Source organism: Nesterenkonia sp. HG001, assembly GCF_034438835.1.
Classification (GTDB): domain Bacteria; phylum Actinomycetota; class Actinomycetes; order Actinomycetales; family Micrococcaceae; genus Nesterenkonia; species Nesterenkonia xinjiangensis.
In genome coordinates this window covers 18,822-38,552 of sequence record NZ_JAOSZD010000011.1, presented here as the reverse complement: position 1 = coordinate 38,552, position 19,731 = coordinate 18,822, and the positions used below count along the sequence as shown (strand labels likewise).

Below are 19,731 nucleotides of genomic sequence, written 5' to 3'. Positions count from 1 at the left end.
TACTACAGGCTGTAGAATTGAGCCGGTGTCCGTGCCGGCGCACCGGCACGCCAGGACCCCGGCCGCGACAGCAGCCGCCCCGCCCCGCGTCACCACGCAAGGACCGCCCTATGAACTCACCCGACGCCACCGCGCACGAGCCGGCCCCGCGCCGTCCCGCGATGAGTCGTCGCGCCCTGCTCGGCGCCTCCGGGCTGATGGTCGGGCTGCTCGTGATGAGCGCCTGCAGCTCCGAGAACGACCGTCTCGCCGAACAGGCCGCCAACGACGGCAGCAACTACGTCGCCGGTGACGGCTCCGTCCAGGAGTTCGCACCCGAGGAGCGTGGCGAACCCGTGCACTTCGAGTCCACCCTCTTCGACGGCTCCGCCGTGGACCCCGCCCGCTGGACCGGCGAGGTCGTCGTCATCAACTTCTGGTACGCCGCCTGCGCCCCCTGCCGTGTGGAGGCCCCCGACCTGGCGGAGCTGCATCAGGAGTTCGCCGACGACGGCGTCCAGTTCTACGGGGTCAACACCCGTGACACCCAGCCCACCGCCGAGGCCTTCGAGCGCCGCTTCGGCATCGAGTACCCCTCCATGGAGGACCGCGACGGCCGGGTGATGCTCGCCATGACTGACTACGTGCCGCCGTCGGCCGTCCCCACCACCCTGGTGCTGGACCGGGACGGCCGGGTCTCCGCGCGGATCCTCGGCATCGCCGAGCCGGGCACCCTGCGTGCCCTGATCACCACCGCGCTGGAGGAGTCTTCTCAGGCATGAGCGCCGACCTCGGGCTCGCGACCCTCAGCGCCGCCGGCACCCTCGGCACGGCCAACAACCGGTTCGCAGAGATCGTCTTCGACGGCTCCCTGCTGATCTCCGCCCCGGTCGCGCTCCTGGCTGGACTGGTCTCCTTCCTCTCGCCCTGCGTGCTGCCGCTGGTGCCCGGCTATCTGGGCTACGTGACCGGACTCTCCGGAGTGGACCTGGCTTCGCGTCGCCGCTCGCGCATGGTGCTGGGGGCCTCCCTGTTCGTGCTCGGCTTCTCCGTGATCTTCGTGGCCATCGGGTTCGTGTTCACCCAGGCGACCATCTGGCTGCGGGTCGAGGGTGGCTGGCTGACCCAGCTGCTCGGCGTCGTCGTGGTGCTCATGGGTCTGGTGTTCATGGGGGCGTTCGGCATCTTCCAACGGGAACGCAGGATCGAGCGTCGCCCGCCGGACGGCCTGCTGGGAGCTCCGCTGCTCGGAGCCACCTTCGGCATCGGCTGGGCACCCTGCATGGGGCCCACCCTGGCCGCGGTGCTCGCCCTGTCCGCACCTGTCGGCGGGGACCCGGCGCGCGGCGCGTTCCTGGTGTTCATCTACTGCCTGGGCCTGGGGGTGCCGTTCATCCTCATCAGCCTGGGATTCCAACGGGGGATGGCGGCGGTCGGGTTCTTCCAGCGGCACCGCGTGGCGATCATGCGCTTCGGCGGCGGCATGCTGATCCTCGTCGGTCTGCTGATGCTCTCCGGGGTGTGGAACATGTGGGTCTACGCCCTGCAGGACTGGTTCGCCAATGAAATCAGGATGCCTATCTGATGACACAGCCCTCCGCCCATCGCGACAACTCCCGCGAAGATGCGCTCAATGCGGCCACCGCGCAGGCGTCCGCACCGACGACCGAGCCCGGCGGCTCCGGGACGCCCAGATCCGCGAAGAAGGATGTGGTGACCCCGGCGCTCGGCCCTGTCGGCATGCTCCGCTGGGCCTGGACCCAGCTGACGAGCATGCGTACCGCGCTGCTGCTGCTCCTCCTGCTGGCCGTGGCCGCGGTGCCCGGGTCGATCTTCCCCCAACGGGTCCAGGACGCCTTCGCCGTGCAGACCTGGATCGATGACAACCCCACCATCGGACCGATCCTGGATGCCTTCCAGCTCTTCGACGTCTACTCCTCGGTGTGGTTCTCCTCCATCTACCTGCTGCTGTTCATCTCGCTGATCGGCTGCATCATCCCGCGGGCGAAGAAGCACCTCCAGCAGATGACCTCCCCGCCGCCGCGCACCCCCGCCCGACTGGAGCGGCTGCCCGAATACGGTGCGCTGGAGCTCGACGACGACGGCCCCGCCCCCGAGCAGGCGCTCGAGGAGGCCGCCGAGGAGCTGAAGCGACGGCGCTACCGGGTGGACGTGCGCGCCGCCGGAGAGGACTCCCGGGGCCGGCCGCGACCGGCGTCGATCGGCGCGGAGAAGGGGTACCTCAAGGAGATCGGGAACCTGGTGTTCCACGTCGCCCTGGTGGGTGTGCTGATCTGCGTGGCCGTGGGCTCCATGATCAGCTACCGCGGGCAGAAGGTGATCATCGAGGACGAGGGCTTCGTCAACGCGCTGGTCGCCTATGACAATTTCTATCCGGGCGCCTGGTTCGACGAGTCCCACCTGCACCCGTTCTCCCTGCGCCTGGACGAGTTCGAGCGCGTCTTCGACCGCGACTCCACCACCCACTACGGCCAGGCCCTGGACTTCACCGCCACGGTGACCACCCAGGAGGGCACCGACGGCGAGCCCGAGACCGAGGAGCTGAAGGTCAACCACCCCTTGACCCTCGGCGGGGCTCGGGTGTTCCTCGTCGGCAACGGCTATGCTCCGGTGGTGACGGTCCGCGACGGTGAGGGCGAGGTGGCCTTCTCCGGGCCGGTGATCTCCCGCCCGGACGATCAGGTCTACACCTCGATGTCGGTGATCAAGGCGCCGGACGCCCAGCCGGAGCAGCTCGGCTTCGTGGGTCTGTTCCTGCCCACCGCGCACGAGGCGGAGGAAGGCGGCCCGGCGATCTCGGTGGACCCGGAGCTCCACAACCCGCAGCTGCAGCTCAACTCCTACGCCGGGGACCTCGGCCTGGACGAGGGCATCCCGCAGAACGTCTACGTCCTGGACACCGACAGCCTCCAGACGCTCAACTCCCGAGAGGTCGACGCCGGCGGCATCGTCCTCGAGCCGGGCGAGACCCAGGAGCTGCCGGAGGAGATGGGGTCCATCACCTTCGAGGAGGTCCAGGACTACGTCGCGATCGACATCCACTACAACCCTGCGCAGGGCGGGGTGCTCGTCTTCGCGCTCACCGCGCTGGGCGGGCTGATCCTGTCCCTGTTCCTGCGCCGCCGACGCGCCTGGGTGACTGTGGAGACCAACGAGGCCGGGCGCACCCTGGTGCGTTTCGGACTGCTCTCCCGAGGTGAGGACTTCCGCCTGCGGGAGGAGAACATCGCCCTGCGCGGCCAGCTGGAGAAGCGGTGGTCGGTGCGAGCCCCTGAGAAGGAGGACTGATGGAACCCGTCAATGAGGCGCTGGCGCAGTACAGCGACCTGTTCATGCTCATCGCCGCTCTGGTCTACACCGGCGCGTTCATCGTGTTCGCGGTGGACATGGTGCGCAGCTCGGTGACGATCCGCCGTCTGGAGGCTGAGCTGGCCGCCGAGGCGCAGCTGGAGGCCCGGGAGGCGAGATCGACGCTCGTGGGCGCCGAGGCGAGTTCGAGTGCCGGCTCCTCCCCGGTGTCCGGGGCGCGGGCCGAGAGTTCCGAGCCGGGGCACGGGGCCGAAGATGGGTCCGTCACTGCTGAGTCCGGGGACCTCGTCGACGACGACCTGGCGTACGTGGGCACTCGGCGACCCTTCGCCAATGTGGCGGTGGCACTGACCATCCTTGCCGCGGCCGCCCACCTGTTCGCCGTCGTGACCCTCGGAGTGGCGGCCAACCGCATGCCGCTGGCCAACATGTACGAGTTCCTCACCGCCGGTGCCCTGGTCGTCACGCTGGTCTTCCTGGTTGCCCTGGTGCGGAAGGACCTGCGGTTCCTGGGGACCGTCGCCATTGGGCTGGTGGTCGTGATGATGACCGCCGCCACCATAGGCTTCCCCACCCCGATCGGCAACGTCCAGCCCGCGCTCCAGAGCCCCTGGCTCGCGGTCCATGTGACTCTGGCGGTGCTGGCGATGGGGCTCTTCACCCTCACCTTCGCTATGAGCGTGCTGCAGCTGGTCCAGCAGCGGCGCGAGCTGAAGGTGTCCGACGGGCAGATCCACGGCACCGGGGGCTGGCAGTTCATGCGCATGGTGCCCTCGGCGACGTCCCTGGAGAACTGGGCCTACCGGATCAATGCCGTCGCATTCGTCTTTTGGACTCTGGGTCCGCTGATCACCGGAGCCATCTGGGCCGAAGAGACCTGGGGCCGCTACTGGGGGTGGGACGTCAAGGAGGTCTGGACCTTCGTCATCTGGGTGGTCTACGCCGGCTACCTGCATGCCCGCGCCACCCGCGGCTGGACCGGGAACCGTGCCGCCTGGCTGTCGATCATCGGCTTCGCCTGCATCATCTTCAACTACGCGGTGGTCAACGTCTACTTCCCGGGCCTGCACTCCTACGCCGGACTGCCGGAGTAGCGAGTCGCCCGTCCGGCTTCGTCGAGTGGCCACGAATCACGGCGTCTGGCCGGTGACACGCCGTATCTGGGGGTGAGATGCCGCGATTCGTGGCCACTCGATGCCGGGGTTCCCTCCTCCACAGGACGACGGCGGCCCGTGACGACTCGCCGGAGCCTCCACAGAGCAGCCGCGCAGGTGGTAGACCCGCTGGGTCCGCGGGTGTGCTGGGCGCATGGAGTTCCCTCTATCCGATCGACGACGGCGGCTCCCGCCGCGGCCCCCGAACGGCGCGTGGGCCCGCCGGCAGCTGCTGCGCGACGGGTGGACTGACGCCGGGCTGCGGCGCGCCATCGGCTATGGAGCGGTGGTTCAGCCGGGCCAGGGGGTCTACTGCGATCCGCTGGCGGGGGAGGAGCTGGCGCTGCTGCAGGTGCTCACCGCAGGCGGCACCAAGGTGGCCAGCCACGCGACGGCGGCGGCGCTTCATGGGGTGTCCGGCTTCATCCTGGAACGCCCGCTGCACCTGACCTCTCCGCGCTCCGCCGGACGCGTGCGTCGCGAGGGCGTCGTGCCGCACCGCTCCACGGTGCCGGCTGAGCAGGTGACCGTGGTCGCCGGGGTGAGCGTCACCAGTCCGGAACGCACCTGGGTGGACCTGGCCCTCGGGCTGTCTCAGACGCAGGCCGTGGTCCTGGCCGATCAGATGCTGCGCTCACCTCGTAGGGAGTTCGGTGAGCAGGGCGAGTCGATCCTGGAGCTGTCGGAGCTGCGGGCCGCCGTCGCGCTGCGTCGACGAAGTCGGGGGATCAGGACGGTCCGGCAGGCCGCTGAGTTGGCACGGGTGGGGGCGGACTCGCCGCAGGAGACCCGGCTGCGCCTGGCGATGTGGCGCGACGGGCTGCCGGAGCCGCGGGTCAATCCGAAGATCTTCGACGATCGCGGGCGGGTCGTCCTCCAGCCGGATCTGGCGATCGACGAGTACCGGATCGCCATCCAGTATGACGGCGTCGAGGTGCACTCCGACCCGCAGCAGGTACTCAAGGACGTCCGCCGGGCGGAGCGGGCGGAGGCGATGGGCTGGCTGGAGCTGCGGATCACGAAGGACCACAGTCGCGGGTTCTGGCGTGCAGGGTTGCTGAAGATCCGCCGGGCGCTGTACGCGCGAGGATGGGACGGGCCCTGATGAGCACATCGAGTGGCCACGAATCACGGCGTCTGGCTCCGCTCAGCGGCGTGTCACAGGCGGTATCCCGGGAATTGTGGCCACTCGAGGGAGAGGGGGGAGGGGTCAGCGCGGGGAGGCGTCGTCCTCGCCGGGTCCGTCCTGCTCCGGGAGCCCGGGGCCCGTTCCTCGCCCCTCGCGGCGCTCCTGCTCACGTTCCCGCTCGCGCTGCGCGTGGTAGTCCTCGGCGAGGGCGTCCTCGGCGGCGTTGTCCTGCTGCTCCGAGGCGCCCAGCCGCCGGTCTCCGCCGAAGCGCCGGGCCAGAGCCTCCCCGGCCTCCACGCGGAGCCGGTTGAAGAACAGGTAACCCACGGCCCAGGAGCCCAGCAGACCCACGATCAGGGCGAAGATCATGCCCAGCTCCAGCAGGATGCAGGCGGCGAAGAGGATGAAGAACGTCGCCAGGCGGAGCACGGTGTACTTGAGAACGGCCATCACCCGATTCTACGTCCTGTAGAGCACAATGTGTCCGCGGTGAGCTGACCAGGCGGTCTCGGCGTGAACAGGCAGGGCCGATGAACTACCCTGGAAGATATGTTGAAGGTGATCGTCCCGCTGGGAATCGTGGGTGTCGGGCTGATGATCTACAGCCTGATCGAATGCATCCAGACCCCGCGCCACCGCGTGAGGGTCCTGGGCAAGAGTGCCTGGCTCGCGGTGATCGTGTTCGTGCCGTTCCTCGGCGCTGGGCTGTGGCTGGGCCTCGGCCGCCCCAGGGCAGGGACCCCGGGAGCCGCGCCCAAACGCACTTCTGCCCCCGACGACGACCCCAACTTCCTGCAGAACCTCGAGATCCAGCGTCGGCAGAAGCAGCGCGAGGAGGAGCTCCGCCGCAAGGAGGCCGAGCTCAGGGCCAAGCAGAAGGACCAGATCCAGAAGGGCCAGCAGCAGGAGAAGCCCGACGACGCCCCGCAGCCTGAGACTGGCACCACCGATCAGGCCGCCGGCGCCGCGGAGGAGCACCCAGGCAACGGGCGGCCCGCGAAGGACCCGGAGGATGCCACCGGGGAGGCGGCAGAGGACACAGACGTCGAGGACCCGCGCAACAACTGATCACCCCAGCGTCTGATCACCCCAGCGCCGCGGGCCCGTTCAGCCGAGCAGGATCGCGGCCGTCATCGTCGCCGCGAACGCCAGACTCACCTGGCCGGTCAGCTGCAGGACGGTGATCAGCGCGCTCCCGGTGTGCCGGGAGGAGAGCATGATCCGCACCGGCCCGGCGCAGAGCGGCCACACCAGCACCACCAGCAGGAACCAGGGGTTCGTCGTCGCCAGCGAGAGCGGCAGCAGCACCGCGACGCCGATCATCGCCACGTAGCTGGTCCGCGCCTTCCGCTCGCCCAGGCGCACGGCCAGCGTCAGCTTCCCGGACTCTGTGTCCGTGGGGATGTCCCGGACGTTGTTGGCCATCAGCAGGGCTGAGGCGATCAGCCCGGCCCCCACCGCACCCACCACGGCCGCGGCGCTCAGCTGGGCGGCCATCACCCAGGTGGTGCCCAGAGTGGCGACCAGCCCGAAGAAGACGAACACCATCACCTCGCCCAGTCCCAGGTAGCCGTAGGGGCGCGAGCCCCCGGTGTACCACCAGGCGGCCAGCACGCAGAGCGCCCCCACAGCCACCATCCACCACATCCCGGAGAGCGCCACGATCACCAGCCCGGCGACCCCGGCGACCCCGAAGGACATGAAAGCCGCTGCCTTCACCGCCGCCGGGGAGGCCGTGCCGCTGGCGGTGAGCCGCATCGGACCCACTCGGGCGTCGTCGGTGCCGCGCACCCCGTCCGAGTAGTCGTTGGCGTAGTTCACGCCCACCTGCAGAGCCAGTGCGACGATCATTGCCAGGGCTCCGATGAGCAGATCGAAGGAGCCCAGTCCGGCGGCCGCGGCGGCACCGATCACCACCGGTGCCACCGCCATGGGCAGCGTGCGGGGGCGGGCTCCGGCGATCCAGTCCTGGGTGGTGGCCACAAATCTCCTTCGATGGTGCGGGCGGTGCTGCGTGCGGGCGGTGATACGTTCCGGTGGTGCTGAGGTCTCGCTGGTCAGCCGGCGAACATCCTGAGCAATTCTCGTCGATCCGGCTTCCCGGAAGCCAGCAGAGGCAGCGCCGGCAGCACGTGCAGCTGCTTGGGCACCGCGGCCGGCCCCTGCGCCTCCCGGACGGCCGCGCGCAGGCCGTCCAGGGTGTTCTGGCTGCGGGAGACGGCGTCCAGCACCACGGCGGCGCAGACCCGCTGGCCCCAGTCCGGGTCCGGAGCGGCCCCCACGAAGGCGTCACGGACGGCGTGATGCTCCAGCAGCGTGGCCCGGACCTGCTCGGCGGAGACCTTCACCCCGCCGGTGTTGATGACGTCGTCGACGCGTCCGGAGATGCTCAGCCTCGGCTGCCCGGCGCTGTGGTCCTCGCCGGAGGTGAGGGCGCCGAGGTCGTCGGTGCGGAAGCGCCGGTGCCCGGTGACGGGCGCGACGTCGAAGTGTGCGGCGGTCAGCTCCTCGTCATCGAGGTAGCCCAGTGCGACCATCCGCCCGGAGAGCCGGACCCGCCCGGTCTCGTCGGTGTCCACTCCGACGCCCGGCAGCGGGCGGCCGTCGTAGACGCAGCCGCCGCAGGTCTCGCTCATCCCGTAGGTGCGCACCACGGTCAGCCCGAGATCCTCTGCCCGGCGCAGCAGCGGTGCGGGCGAGGCCCCGCCGCCGAGCAGGATTGTGTCGAAACGGCGCAGCGCCTCCACAGTGCGGGCGTCCCCGGCCTCCAGCAGCCGGCTCAGCTGAGTGGGAACCAGGGAGACGAAGCGTCGCTGCGCGGTCATCTGCTCGGCGGCCTGGGCGAAGGTCGCCGGATCAGTGGTGCCTGCCAGCAGCGGGACCGGCACGGTGCCCGCCACCAGGCTGCGGGAGAGCACCGCCAGACCGGCGACGTAGCTGGGCTGCAGGGGCAGCAGCCACTGCCCGTGGCCGCCCAGCACCTGTGCGGTGGCCTCCGCGGAGGCCTGCAGCGCCTCGGCCGACAGCAGCGTCTGCTTGGCGGTGCCGGTGGAGCCGGAGGTGCGCACGACGACGGCGGGGCGTGGCCCCTCAGCCAGCGTTGCGTCCGGGCGGCCGACCCAGCGCGGGACGCCGTCGTCGTCGGAGGGCAGGAACTCGACCGGGGGAGTCTCCCCGCGCAGAGCGGCGTCGAGCGCCTCCAGCACAGGGCCGATCCAGAAGTCGGGGGAGGGTGCAGGAGGGTTCATGGGTTCTCCTGGGCAACGTGGATTCGGGGCTCAGAAGTAGTACGGGAAGCTGGACCAGTCCGGGTCCCGCTTCTGCAGGAACGCGTCGCGGCCTTCCACGGCCTCGTCGGTCATGTATCCCATCCGAGTAGCCTCCCCGGCGAAGACCTGTTGGCCGGCGAGCCCGTCGTCGGCGGCGTTGAAGGCGAACTTCAGCATCCGCACCGCCTGTGGGGACTGGGCGGCGATGTCGGTGCACCACTCGAGCGCGACCTCCTCCAGCCGGGAGTGGTCCACCGCCTCGTTGACGGCCCCGGCGGCGACCATGTCGTCGGCAGAGTGCTCTCTGGCCAGGAAGAAGATCTCGCGGGCCTTCTTCTGCCCCACCTGGCGGGCCAGCAGCGCGGATCCGTAGCCGGCGTCGAAGGAGCCCACGGTGGCGTCGGTCTGCTTGAACCTCCCGTGCTGCCGCGAGGCCAGCGTCAGGTCCGCCACCACGTGCAGGGAGTGCCCGCCGCCAGCGGCCCAGCCGTTGACCACGGCGACCACGACCTTCGGCATGGTGCGGATCAGTCGCTGCACCTCCAGGATGTGCAGCCGTCCGGCCTGGGCCGGGTCGATCGTCTCGGCCGTGTCACCCTCGGCATAGCGGTAGCCGTCACGGCCGCGGATGCGCTGGTCCCCGCCGGAGCAGAAACTGTGCCCGCCGTCCTTCGGGGAGGGGCCGTTGCCGGTCAGCAGCACGGCGCCGACGTCGGGGGTCATGCGCGCATGGTCCAGGGTGCGGTAGAGCTCGTCCACGGTGCCCGGGCGGAAGGCGTTGCGCACCTCCGGCCGGTCGAAGGCGATGCGGACGGCCGGCAGGTCGCGCAGGACCTGTCCGTCGCGGTCGCGCTCGACCCGCCGGTGGTAGGTGATGTCCTCCAGTTCGAAGCCCTCCACCTGGCGCCACTGCCAGGGGTCGAAGACGTCGGAGACCTTCGTGGGGAGCGTCGGCTGCGGCGCGGGCCTGTGCGGTGCGTCGGTGTTCTGTGCGTCGGTCACGTCCAGAGTCTACCGACCAGTCGGTCCGAGGGCGGATGCCCGTCCCGGTGCAGCCCAGGAGGACTCAGTGCAGCTCCACGCCGGTGGCCTCGCGCACCTGTGCCTCGCTCACGCCCGGTGCGGTCTCCACCAGCTGCAGGCGCGGCTGGTTCTCGGAGCCGACGACGTCGATCACCGCCAGGTCGGTGATGATGCGGTCCACCACGGCCTTGCCGGTCAGCGGGAGGGTGCACTGGGGGATGATCTTCGGGGAGCCGTCCTTGGCCACATGGTCCATCAGGCAGATGACCCGCTCCGCCCCGTGGACCAGGTCCATGGCACCGCCCATGCCCTTGACCATCTTGCCGGGCACCATCCAGTTGGCGAGGTCGCCGTTCTCCGCCACCTGCATCCCGCCCAGCACGGCCACGTCGATCTTGCCGCCGCGGATCATGCCGAAGCTGGTGGAGGAGTCGAAGAACGCCGCGCCGGGGAGCACCGTGACGGTCTCCTTGCCGGCGTTGATCAGGTCCGGATCCACGGCGTCCTCAGCGGGGTAGGGGCCCACTCCGAGGATGCCGTTCTCGGACTGCAGCACCACGGTGCGCTCGGCCGGGATGTGGTTCGGGATCAGCGTGGGCATCCCGATGCCCAGGTTCACATAGGCGCCGTCGGGCAGCTCGTCGGCGGCGCGGGCGGCCATCTGGTCGCGGGTCCAGCCCGCACGGGTCTCAGTGGTCATGGCGCGATCACTCCTTCTCGTCGCTGCGGACGGTGCGCTTCTCGATGGGCTTCTCGATCTCAGGGCCGACCTCCACGATCCGGTGTACGAAGACCCCGGGCAGGTGGACGGCATCGGGGTCGATCTCCCCGGGTTCGACGAGCTCCTCCACCTGGGCGATGCAGACCCGGCCTGCCATGGCGGCGTCGGGGCTGAACTGCCGTGCGGCCTTGTTGAAGACCAGGTTGCCGTGCCGGTCGCCGCGCACGGCGTGCACCAGGGAGAAGTCGGTGACGATCGACTCTTCGAGGACGAACTCCAGGTGGCGGCCGTCGTGGACGGTGAAGGGGCGGACCTCCTTGGGCGGAGACTCCTTGGCCACGCCGCCCGACCCGTCGTAGGCCATCGGGATGCCGCCGTCGGCGACCTGGGTGCCCACCCCGGAGCGGGTGTAGAACGCGGGGATCCCGGCCCCGCCGGCACGCATCTTCTCGGCCAGCGTGCCCTGCGGGACCAGCTCCAGCTCGAGCTCGCCCTCCAGGTACTGCCGGGCGAACTCTTTGTTCTCCCCCACATAGGAGGAGGTCATCTTCGCGATCCGGTGGGCGGCGAGCAGGACGCCCAGGCCCCAGCCGTCCACTCCGCAGTTGTTGGAGGCCACGGAGAGCCCGGAGGCGCCCTGATCCAACAGCGCTTCGATGAGCTGGATCGGGTTGCCGGAGAGGCCGAAGCCTCCTACGGCGAGCGAGGCGCCGTCAGGGATGTCGGCGACTGCCTCAGCGGCGGTCGCCACGGTCTTGTCGATGGTCATGGGTCCTCCTCAGGGACTGGGTGCTGGACTGGGGCTGGGACGGGGGCTGAAGGACTGCGTGGTCGCGGGAGGGTCTGCGGCCGGTCAGCTCGCCGACCAGCCGCCGTCGATGGCGTAGGAGGTGCCGGTCACCATGCCGGCGGCGTCGGAGGCCAGCCAGGTGGCCAGCGACGCCACCTCTTCGGGCTCCACCAGCCGCTTGACCGCAGACTCGGTGAGCATGATCTGCTCGATCACCTGGTCCTCGTCGATGCCGTGGATGCGGGCCTGGTCGGCGATCTGCTTCTCCACCAGAGGGGTGCGCACATAGGCGGGGTTGAGGCAGTTGGAGGTCACGCCGTGGTCGGCGCCCTCCAGGGCTGTGACCTTGGACAGGCCCTCCAGCGCGTGCTTGGCGGCCACATAGGCGGACTTGAAGGGGCTGGCGCGCAGCCCGTGCACCGAGGAGATGTTGAGGATCCGACCGAAGCCACGCTGGTACATGCCGGGCAGTGCGGCCCGGATCAGCAGGAACGGGGACTCGACCATCAGCCGGTGCATGAGCCGCCACGCCTCGGGATCGAACTCGTGCAGGGGTGCGACTCGCTGGATGCCGGCGTTGTTGACCAGGATGTCGGCCTCGTGGACCCCGGACTCCTCGCCGAGCTCCTCCAGGGCGGCGGTGTCGGAGAGGTCCACCGCCCAGGCGGCGCCGCCGACCTCCGCGGCCAGCGTGCGGGCGGCGTCGCCGTCGAGGTCGCACACCGTCACTGTGGCACCGGCGGCGGCGAAGGCCCGCACGCAGGCCGCCCCGATGCCGGAGGCCCCTCCGGTGACGACGGCGCGACGTCCGGCCAGCGCGTCGGCAGGGATCGGCGGGGTCCGGGTGGGCTGGGGGTCCATGGATCTCCTCCTGGGGAACGGGGATGAGGTTGGGGCGATCAGCTGTCGGGGCGGGCAGGTCTCGGGACTGGCAGGTGCGGATCAGAAGCCGCCGACGGCGGAGACCAGGGCGATCAGCGCGGCCACGACCAGCACCGGGATGACAAGCGTCACCATACCGATGTCCTTGTATGACTGGCGATGGGTGAGCCCGCACACGATCAGCAGGGTGACCACCGCGCCGGAGTGCGGCAGGGTGTCGAGTCCGCCGGCGGCCATGGCCGTCAGCCGGTGCATCATCTCCAGGCTCATCCCCTCCGCCTCAGCCATGGCGCGCAGGTCCCCGCCCAGGGCGTTCAGCGCGATGGTCATCCCGCCGGAGGAGGAGCCGGTCAACCCGGCGGTGATCGAGGTGGTGACCACTGAGGTCACCAGGGCGTTCGCTCCCATGCCGAACACGGAGTCACGCACTACGGCGAAGGCCGCCACCGAGGCGACGACGGCGCCGTAGCCCACCTCGGAGGCGGTGGAGAAGATCGGGAGCATGGAGCGCTTGACGCCGTCGCTGAAGCCGACCTTCAGGGTGCTCCACTGGCCGAAGTTCATCGCGACGATCAGTGCGATGGCGACCAGGATGGCCACCATCACGGCCCACAGCCCGGCGCGGGAGTCGTAGGTGATGCCGCCGAAGGTGTCCTCCTGCAGGTAGGACCAGTCCAGGGCGGGGAAGATCACCAGGGTGCAGGCGAAGTTCACCACGAAGACGGTCAGCAGCGGCAGGAAGGGGACCAGGCGGTTCGGCGGGGAGAGCGCGGTGGTGACCGAGGAGCCGTCGTCGGCGGAGCCGCCGATGACCTTCTTGGACTCCGGGGACTCGAAGTGCTCGCCCTTGGTGATCAGGCTGCGACGGCGGTGCTCCAGCCACAGCAGGCCCAGTCCGAAGATCAGCGTGCCGCCGAGGATGCCGACCCCCGGGCCGGCGTAGGCACCGGTGTCGAAGAACTGGCCGGGGATGATGTTCTGCACCTGAGGGGACCCCGGCAGGGCGGTCATCGTGAAGGTGAAGATGCCCAAGGCGATGGTGCCGGGGATCAGCCGGCGCGGAATGTCGGCCACCCGGAACAGTTCGCGGGCCAGCGGGTACATCACGAAGGCGACCACGAACAGGCTGATGCCGCCATAGGTCATCAGCGCGGAGGTGATCACCGTGGCGGCGATGGCGCTGCGGCTGCCGATCCAACCGGTCACGGAGCGCGCGATGGACTCGGCGTAGCCGGTGACCGTCATCAGGATCCCGAAGATGGCCCCGACGAGGAAGATCGGGAACCAGCTGCCCACGAAGCCGGCCATCGCGGGCATGAACACCTCGGTGTAGGAGGCCAGGATCGGGGCCCCGGAGAACACCAGGCAGACGACGGCGGAGATGGGGGCGGCCAGGATGACCGGCACGCCCCGGTAGGCGAGCGTGATCAGCAGCAGCAGGGACACGATGATGCCGATGATGCCCAGGATCATGAGGTCTCCTCTTCGGAGGTGGTGGTCGGGCGACGGGATCTCGTCGCCGTGGACCAGCATGCTCCGCGGACTGTGATCTGGGCTACATCGACATGTTCAACGCTGGGACGCGGATCTTGTGTCGAGCTACGAAGCACCGCCACGGGGTGGGCCGGACCGCCGGGACGCCAGCGCCCATGAGATCTCGATCAGGGTGTCCAGGTCGCCCAGATCTGCCCCGGCGATCTCCCCGAAGCGCTGGAGCCGGTAGCGCAGCGTGTTGACGTGCACGGGGATGCTGCGGGCCGCCAGGGGGATGCTCAGTCGGTGGGTCAGATACGCCTCCAGGGCCTCGAGCACATGCTCGCCGAAGCTGCCGGTGTCCTCCAGCGGCGCCAGGTAGCGCTCCCTCAGCAGAGCGGTGACCTCCGGGGAGGCGTGCACCCCGGCCCGCCAGGACAGGCTCTCCAGATCCACCAGTCCGGTGCGGCCCACCGCCTCGGCGGCACGCAGGGCCGCAGAGGCGGACTCGAAGGATCGTGGCAGCTCGTCCAGCGCGACGGCGGGGCCCAGCGCCGCGGTGAGCCGGGCCGGGTGGACTCCGGGAGTGGGTTCTCCGATGACGATCCCCACCAGCGAGGAGGCGCGGACTGCAGTCAGGATCCTCACTCCGGCCCGCTCTGCCCAGTCGTCGAGGGCGCGCTGGCGGTCGACGTCGGCCTCCGGGTGGGAGTCGGCGGCCAGGGCGCGCAGCGGCGCGGAGGTGGGGACGTCGTAGAGAGCCGCGCCCCGGGCCAGCTCCGCGGGCTCCATCCACGTGGCGACGGCGTCGCCGATCCATGCCGCCCGGCGTGTGGAGTCGGCCAGAGCTCGGGCGAGGTCCTTGTCCTGGTATACGAGCACCGCCCGGGAGGAGAAGGCGTCTCCCAGTGCCCACAGGATGGTGGAGGAGGCCAGCACCTGGTCGGCAGGGATGCGGTGGGCCGGGGCGTGCTCCAGCAGGCGGTGCAGGATCACGGACATGCACACTCGGAAGCCCGCCAACACGCTGCCCACGGGCACGCCTTGGGCATAGCGCTCCGAGGCCAGCGCGTCGGCCTCACTGACGTCCTGCGGGGAGGGCTCGAAACCGGCACGCACAGTCCGGATGCTCAGGGCGATGTTGCGCCGCACGGAGGACTCCAGGGCGGAGTCCGGGACGTCGTCGTAGCCCGGTACGGTGGCGCGGATGTCACGGATCGTCTGCTCCAGGATGGTGTCGTCCTGCTCCAGGGCGGTGAGGAGCCGCTCCCAGTGCTCATCCGCTGTCATGGGTGTCACGATACCGCCGCCGTCGCGGGGTGCAGAGGACCAGTCTCAGACGCCGAACGGTGTGGGGTACCGGATCGTCCCCGTCGGCAGTGGGCAACCGGTGAGGCTGAGTGCCATCAGAGCCTCGTCAGGGACGTCGAAGCCGACCCTGATCCCGTGGGAGGAGGCTCGTTCGAAGCCGAACCGGGGATAGTACTCAGGGTGGCCCAGCACCACAACGGCGTCCTCGCCTAGGTCCCGGGCGGCGTCGAGCCCGGCGCGGGTAGCGGCCGATCCCGCTCCGGTGCGTTGGTGAACCGGGACGACCGAGCAGGGAGCCAGGGCCAGGGCCGGCATCTCACCGATGTGGCAGCGGGTCAGCAAGGCGTGGCCCACCGGCTCACCCTCCGGTGTCAGCGCCAGCATGGAGAGCCCGGGGATCCAGGCAGGGTCCTGCCGGAGAGCGTCCACCAGATCTGCCTCGGCGCTGGTCTCGAAGGCGGCGCGCGTGATGCGGCGCACGGAGGCCGCATCGGCGGGATCCGTTGGCGATTCGGGGCGTGTGCGCCACCCGGACGCTCGGGCCGCGTGAATGGTCATGCGGCTCACGATACCGCCGCCGTCGTGGGTTCCGGCCGTTCTGCACCCCGGAATCACGTCTGCCTCACCAGATATGGCGGTGCGATCGTGATTCCGGGGTGCAGAGTCTCGGGCTGGGGTCAGGGCCTGCGCATCACGGGGCGGTGTGGACCGTCACGGACGAGCTGCCGGAGGACTGGTAGCCCTCAGTGGCCATGACCTGGTAGTCGTGGCTGCCCAGCGGCATGCCGGCCTGCTCCCACGCGTGGAAGTGGTTCGCCGTGGTGATCGACCCGCTGGTGCGCGTGTCATGCCGGACGCTCCAGTACTGCTGGAACGTCTGGGTGCCGTCGATCGACGGCTCCTCGACCCGAGTGGTCTCGTAGATGTCGTAGTAGCTGCCGTCCGACCAGAAGGTGCCCTTGTAGTCACCGGTGGGACGGTAGGTGCCGTAGTCCTCGATGATGTAGTACTCCACGAGCGGACCACGGGTCCATCCGTAGAGGGCCAGGTAGCCGTTGCCCGACGGGTTGAACGTCGCGGAGTAGTCCACGGTCCGGGACGTGCCGGTGGACCAGCCCTTGCCGACCACGAAGTTCCCGGTGTCTCCCCACTGCGTGGAGTAGCTGCCTCCCGGCTCCAGGTTCATGGTGATGGTCCCGGGAGCGTCGGTCCAGAACGTGTAGAAGTAGCCGTCGTGATAACCCTGGGTGTCCTCGTAGACCGGCTGGGCCGAGGCCGGGGTGGCCAGGACGGCCCCGCACAGCATGGCCAGCGCGGCGGCGACGGCGACGGCGCGGCGGTGCAGAAGCCGGCGGACGCGGCCGGGGAGCGGGGGTCGTGTCGCCGTCCGGGTGGGCAGCGTCTGAGCGGTGGTCATGGGAATGTCATCACCTTTCGTGGGAATGTTCACGGTCCGGCTGGGAAGGTGATCAGGCTTCCGCGTCCGGTTCGGAGCTGTGCCGGGTCGCGGCACGGTGGGTGCGGCGGGAGATCGGCGAGTGAGCACATTTTGTTCTCCCGATGAACGGAAATGTAGTGCACGTCACATCTCATGGCAAGTGTTCACCTCCCTCGTGGGAGTCTTCGTGACAGAGTGAGGCGCGCGGCCCTTGCTCCGTGCTGCTGTTCCGGCCGGCGCTCGCTGGTCCGCACCTGGTGTGTGAGATCGCACCCCCAACGTCGGAGGTGCGATCTCACACACCAGGTGCGAAGCCGTGAGGCGATCCGGACTGTGGGGTCGGTGCTCCGCTCACACGTACAGTGAAGATGTGACCCCTGTGATCGCCGCAGCCGCCCCAGAGGTCTTCGGTGCCCGGCACCTCGCCCTGCTGGGGCTGGCGGCCGCGCTCGCCGTCGTCGTCGTGGTGGCCGCCCGCCGGCTGCGCGGCCGAGACGCCGAACGCCCGGTGACGACGACGGGCGGGTGGGTCCTGCTGGTCGCCTCCCTGGCGTGGATGGGCTGGTGGATGCTGCCGGAGAACTGGGACATCGGCCGGTCGCTGCCGCTGCACTTCTCTGACGTGCTGCGGCTGATCGCCGCCGTGGCGCTGATCTGGCGGGCCCGCTGGGCGGTCGCGATCACCTACTACTGGGGCCTGACGCTGAACACTCAGGCGTTGCTGAGTCCGCATCCGAGCCAGCTCCGCCTCTCGCCGGTGGAGTTCCCGTTCTACTGGGGGCTGCACATCACCGTGCTGCTGGTTGCCATCGGGCTCATCTGGGGCTTGGGGTACCGTCCGCAGTGGCGAGATTTCCGCCTCGCCTTCGGCGCGGTGCTGCTCTGGGCGGCGCTGGTGATGGGGATCAACGCGCTGATCGGGACCAACTACGGCTTTCTCAACGACCACCCGCCCGGAGCCTCGATCCTGGATCTTCTCGGGCCCTGGCCGATCTTCATCTTCTGGGAGATCGTGCTCGTCGCGGCGGTCTGGGCATTGATGACGTGGCCGTGGACACGTCAGCGCAGGGGCGCCGGCGGAGTCCGGAACCGATAGCGCTCGAGGAAGAAGCCGCGCCAGTACCGGGTGCGTCCCGCGGTGGAGGACGACCGGTAGGGGAATGACGGCGGCTCAGCGCCGGAGGTCTCGCTGTCGGCCCGGCGGAGCACGATGTCGCTGCGTTCTGGGGACGAGGGATCGTAGGGATGATTCGGGTCATAGATCAGCAGATCCACCTCGCCGGAGCTGCTCTTACGGTACCCGTGGCAGACGGCTTGGTGGTTCCGTCCCAGGTGCCCTGGCCGCACGGATGAGGCGGTCACCAGGCCCAGCGCCACCGGGACGCCGTCGTCGATGGAGGCCACGATCTTCTCCAGCTCACGAGATGTCCGTGTGGTCAGGGCGGCGGTGGGGAGCAGGCTCCACAGCAGAAACCGGAGCCCGTTCAGCGCCCCGCACCAGCTGGTCACCATGCTGTGCAGCTGGCGGGAGTGGAGGTGGTCGGCGAGCGGGTGCCCGTCGGGCGGCACTTCCGCGCCGTCGAAGTCATGGGGCGTCGACGGCGGAACGGGCCTCCCCGCATGGAAGTGGTCCAGTGCGGAGAAGACCATGCCGCCGCAGCGTCCTCGGCTGGTGACGGTCTTCGTTCGGCCCGTCCACGGCGGCAGGCGCCCGGACCAGATCACGTTGCGGAATCTGTTGGGGAAGCGGAAGGCGTGCCGCGCCGGCGTGAACTCCGTCCTCTCCTCCATGCGGACACCGTACCCGAGGTGCCACCGGGCCTTTCTCCGAGGTCAGTTCCCGAAACCCGGTCGCACCCGTAGGGTGAGGGTATGCGGGAGATCACACATGACGGCGACCTGGACCACCTGCGCGAGTTCTACCGGCACTTCGGGCACGTCGAAGCGGCTCCGGTGTCCGTGCTGTACGAGGACTGGGCCCTCGGCGTCGCCGAGGACACCGAGATCCTCGACCGACTGCTGACCCTGCCGGCGGAGAAGCGGCAGCCGAATCTGCTCTTCGCCGCAGCCCGGCTGCACGGTACCCCGCTGAAACCATGGGAGGATGCCCGCCCGCAGATCATCACGCATTGGGAGGACATCGCCGCCACCATGCGGCAGCGTCGCACCCAGACCAACGAACCGGGACGCAGTGCGGTCCTGAACCTCGCTCTCGCGCGCATCGAGGGCCCGGTGGCGCTCATCGAGGTGGGTGCCTCCGCCGGACTGCTGCTGTACCCGGACTGTTGGGAGATTCGTTACGGTACGGGGCAAGGCCCCATCACCCTGGAGCCCACCGGACCGGTGCGTGCCGAGGTGGACCTGGACTGCGCGCTGGAGGGGATCGAACCGCCGTCGTCGCTCCCGGAGGTGGCCTGGCGGGCCGGAGTGGACCTCAATCCGCTGGACCTGCGCCGCGACGACGACCGTGAGTGGCTGGAGACCCTGGTGTGGCCAGGGATGGAATACCGCCTGGACCGTATCCACGCGGGAGCTCTGTTGGTCGCCGCACAGCCGCCTTCGCTGGTGCGCGGGGATCTCAACGGGATGCTGCCGCAGCTGCTTTCCCAGGTTCCCCACGGGGCCACACCGGTGGTCTTCCACTCCGCGGTGCTGGCCTACCTGCCGCTGGAGGATCGGGAGTCCTTCGCTCGGCAGGTCCGTGCCTCCGAGGCCCGCTGGATCTCCAACGAAGGTGTGAACGTGCTCCCGGAGATCGCCCAGCGGCTGCCCGGAGGCGACGACGACGCCACCGACTTCGTGCTGGCGCTCGACGGGGAGCCGATCGCCCGCACCGGACCGCACGGTCAGTACGCCCGGGCGCTCTAAGGCTTCTCCTCGTCGCTGTTCCCGTCCTCGTCGGTATCCGGGCCCTCGCCTCGGGACTCCAGACTCTCCAACCGGGCCTCGAGCATGTCGAGCCGCCAACGGTCCTCGGCGGTGAGGTTCTCCTCGGCGCGGGTCGGGATATGCGGCCCCTCGAGCTGCTTCGCGGACTGCTGCTGCTCCTCCAGCTCGGCGATCCGGCGCTTCAGCCGCTGAAGCTCGTCTCGGTCAGGCGGGGCACCGATCCCACGTTCGGACCAGACGGTGGCCACAGCGATGAGGCCGCCGACGACGATGGCGGCGATCACGATCCACGCGAACCAAGGCATGCCCCTAAGCTAATCCGCCAGGCGCGGCGCTGACCAGG

General features: G+C 69.7%; 21 protein-coding genes. 8 read left to right on the top strand and 13 right to left on the bottom strand.

The genetic code is table 11. The features are described from left to right. The first annotated feature begins 110 nt into the window (after positions 1–110). The 5 genes from ODE13_RS15605 to ODE13_RS15585 all read left to right on the top strand — a co-directional run bounded on the left by ODE13_RS15605 (position 111) and on the right by ODE13_RS15585 (position 5,568). Positions 111–761, top strand: coding sequence for a TlpA family protein disulfide reductase (locus ODE13_RS15605; protein WP_416210741.1), 651 nt, complete (start codon positions 111–113; stop codon positions 759–761). After that, positions 758–1,564 carry a cytochrome c biogenesis CcdA family protein gene (locus ODE13_RS15600; protein WP_322480085.1) on the top strand — a complete coding sequence of 269 codons (807 nt, stop codon included), beginning with the start codon at positions 758–760 and terminating at the stop codon, positions 1,562–1,564. Before ODE13_RS15605 ends, ODE13_RS15600 begins: the two co-directional genes overlap by 4 nt. Then, positions 1,564–3,288: a cytochrome c biogenesis protein ResB gene (gene resB / locus ODE13_RS15595; protein WP_322480084.1), complete on the top strand. Its 1,725-nt coding sequence runs from the start codon at positions 1,564–1,566 to the stop codon at positions 3,286–3,288. The genes ODE13_RS15600 and resB overlap by 1 nt, the downstream gene beginning before the upstream one ends. Beyond that, the gene (gene ccsB, locus ODE13_RS15590; protein ID WP_322480083.1) at positions 3,288–4,403 is read left to right on the top strand and encodes a c-type cytochrome biogenesis protein CcsB; all 1,116 of its coding nucleotides are present in this window, start codon (positions 3,288–3,290) and stop codon (positions 4,401–4,403) included. Before resB ends, ccsB begins: the two co-directional genes overlap by 1 nt. A gap of 214 nt (positions 4,404–4,617) precedes the next feature. After that, positions 4,618–5,568 carry a hypothetical protein gene (locus tag ODE13_RS15585; RefSeq protein WP_322480082.1) on the top strand — a complete coding sequence of 317 codons (951 nt, stop codon included), beginning with the start codon at positions 4,618–4,620 and terminating at the stop codon, positions 5,566–5,568. A gap of 105 nt (positions 5,569–5,673) precedes the next feature. On the opposite strand, the gene ODE13_RS15580 is transcribed toward ODE13_RS15585, so the two are convergent. Then, the gene (locus ODE13_RS15580) at positions 5,674–6,042 is read right to left on the bottom strand and encodes a DUF4229 domain-containing protein (protein ID WP_322480081.1); all 369 of its coding nucleotides are present in this window, start codon (positions 6,040–6,042) and stop codon (positions 5,674–5,676) included. A 99-nt stretch (positions 6,043–6,141) separates the two neighbouring features. Between ODE13_RS15580 and ODE13_RS15575 the strand changes: the two genes are divergently transcribed. Next, positions 6,142–6,660, top strand: coding sequence for a PLD nuclease N-terminal domain-containing protein (locus tag ODE13_RS15575; protein WP_179541000.1), 519 nt, complete (start codon positions 6,142–6,144; stop codon positions 6,658–6,660). A gap of 39 nt (positions 6,661–6,699) precedes the next feature. Here the strand turns inward: ODE13_RS15575 and ODE13_RS15570 are convergent, their stop codons facing one another. The 10 genes from ODE13_RS15570 to ODE13_RS15525 form a co-directional block, all read right to left on the bottom strand. After that, positions 6,700–7,575, bottom strand: coding sequence for a 1,4-dihydroxy-2-naphthoate polyprenyltransferase (locus ODE13_RS15570; RefSeq protein ID WP_322480080.1), 876 nt, complete (start codon positions 7,573–7,575; stop codon positions 6,700–6,702). A 74-nt stretch (positions 7,576–7,649) separates the two neighbouring features. Beyond that, complete coding sequence (locus ODE13_RS15565; RefSeq protein ID WP_322480079.1) at positions 7,650–8,840, bottom strand: AMP-binding protein; 1,191 nt, start codon at positions 8,838–8,840, stop codon at positions 7,650–7,652. A 30-nt stretch (positions 8,841–8,870) separates the two neighbouring features. After that, entirely contained in the window at positions 8,871–9,863 is a 993-nt protein-coding gene (locus tag ODE13_RS15560; RefSeq protein WP_322480078.1) for a 1,4-dihydroxy-2-naphthoyl-CoA synthase, read from the bottom strand. A 64-nt stretch (positions 9,864–9,927) separates the two neighbouring features. Then, the gene (locus ODE13_RS15555) at positions 9,928–10,584 is read right to left on the bottom strand and encodes a CoA transferase subunit B (RefSeq protein WP_322480077.1); all 657 of its coding nucleotides are present in this window, start codon (positions 10,582–10,584) and stop codon (positions 9,928–9,930) included. A 7-nt stretch (positions 10,585–10,591) separates the two neighbouring features. Further along, on the bottom strand, positions 10,592–11,374 hold the full coding sequence (locus tag ODE13_RS15550) for a CoA transferase subunit A (protein WP_322480076.1): 783 nt from the start codon (positions 11,372–11,374) through the stop codon (positions 10,592–10,594). An 84-nt stretch (positions 11,375–11,458) separates the two neighbouring features. Beyond that, positions 11,459–12,256 carry a 3-hydroxybutyrate dehydrogenase gene (locus ODE13_RS15545; RefSeq protein WP_322480075.1) on the bottom strand — a complete coding sequence of 266 codons (798 nt, stop codon included), beginning with the start codon at positions 12,254–12,256 and terminating at the stop codon, positions 11,459–11,461. 81 nt (positions 12,257–12,337) lie between these two features. Next, positions 12,338–13,750, bottom strand: coding sequence for a GntP family permease (locus ODE13_RS15540; RefSeq protein WP_179540993.1), 1,413 nt, complete (start codon positions 13,748–13,750; stop codon positions 12,338–12,340). A gap of 126 nt (positions 13,751–13,876) precedes the next feature. After that, complete coding sequence (locus ODE13_RS15535; protein WP_322480074.1) at positions 13,877–15,040, bottom strand: PucR family transcriptional regulator; 1,164 nt, start codon at positions 15,038–15,040, stop codon at positions 13,877–13,879. 45 nt (positions 15,041–15,085) lie between these two features. Further along, positions 15,086–15,619, bottom strand: a complete 534-nt coding sequence (locus tag ODE13_RS15530; RefSeq protein ID WP_322480073.1) for an N-acetyltransferase — start codon at positions 15,617–15,619, stop codon at positions 15,086–15,088. Positions 15,620–15,752: 133 nt separating this feature from the next. Beyond that, on the bottom strand, positions 15,753–16,478 hold the full coding sequence (locus ODE13_RS15525; protein ID WP_322480072.1) for a glycoside hydrolase family 11 protein: 726 nt from the start codon (positions 16,476–16,478) through the stop codon (positions 15,753–15,755). Positions 16,479–16,869: 391 nt separating this feature from the next. Between ODE13_RS15525 and ODE13_RS15520 the strand changes: the two genes are divergently transcribed. Next, the gene (locus ODE13_RS15520) at positions 16,870–17,595 is read left to right on the top strand and encodes a TIGR02206 family membrane protein (RefSeq protein ID WP_322480071.1); all 726 of its coding nucleotides are present in this window, start codon (positions 16,870–16,872) and stop codon (positions 17,593–17,595) included. Here the strand turns inward: ODE13_RS15520 and ODE13_RS15515 are convergent. Next, a complete protein-coding gene (locus ODE13_RS15515) occupies positions 17,559–18,290 on the bottom strand; it encodes a hypothetical protein (protein ID WP_322480070.1) in 732 nt (243 codons plus the stop codon). The genes ODE13_RS15520 and ODE13_RS15515 overlap by 37 nt on opposite strands. An 81-nt stretch (positions 18,291–18,371) precedes the next feature. On the opposite strand from ODE13_RS15515, the gene ODE13_RS15510 reads away from it, so the two are divergent. Further along, positions 18,372–19,367: a DUF2332 domain-containing protein gene (locus ODE13_RS15510; RefSeq protein WP_322480069.1), complete on the top strand. Its 996-nt coding sequence runs from the start codon at positions 18,372–18,374 to the stop codon at positions 19,365–19,367. Here the strand turns inward: ODE13_RS15510 and ODE13_RS15505 are convergent. Next, the gene (locus tag ODE13_RS15505; RefSeq protein WP_322480068.1) at positions 19,364–19,693 is read right to left on the bottom strand and encodes a LapA family protein; all 330 of its coding nucleotides are present in this window, start codon (positions 19,691–19,693) and stop codon (positions 19,364–19,366) included. The two genes, ODE13_RS15510 and ODE13_RS15505, sit on opposite strands and share 4 nt — an antisense overlap. Positions 19,694–19,731 lie beyond the last annotated feature (38 nt).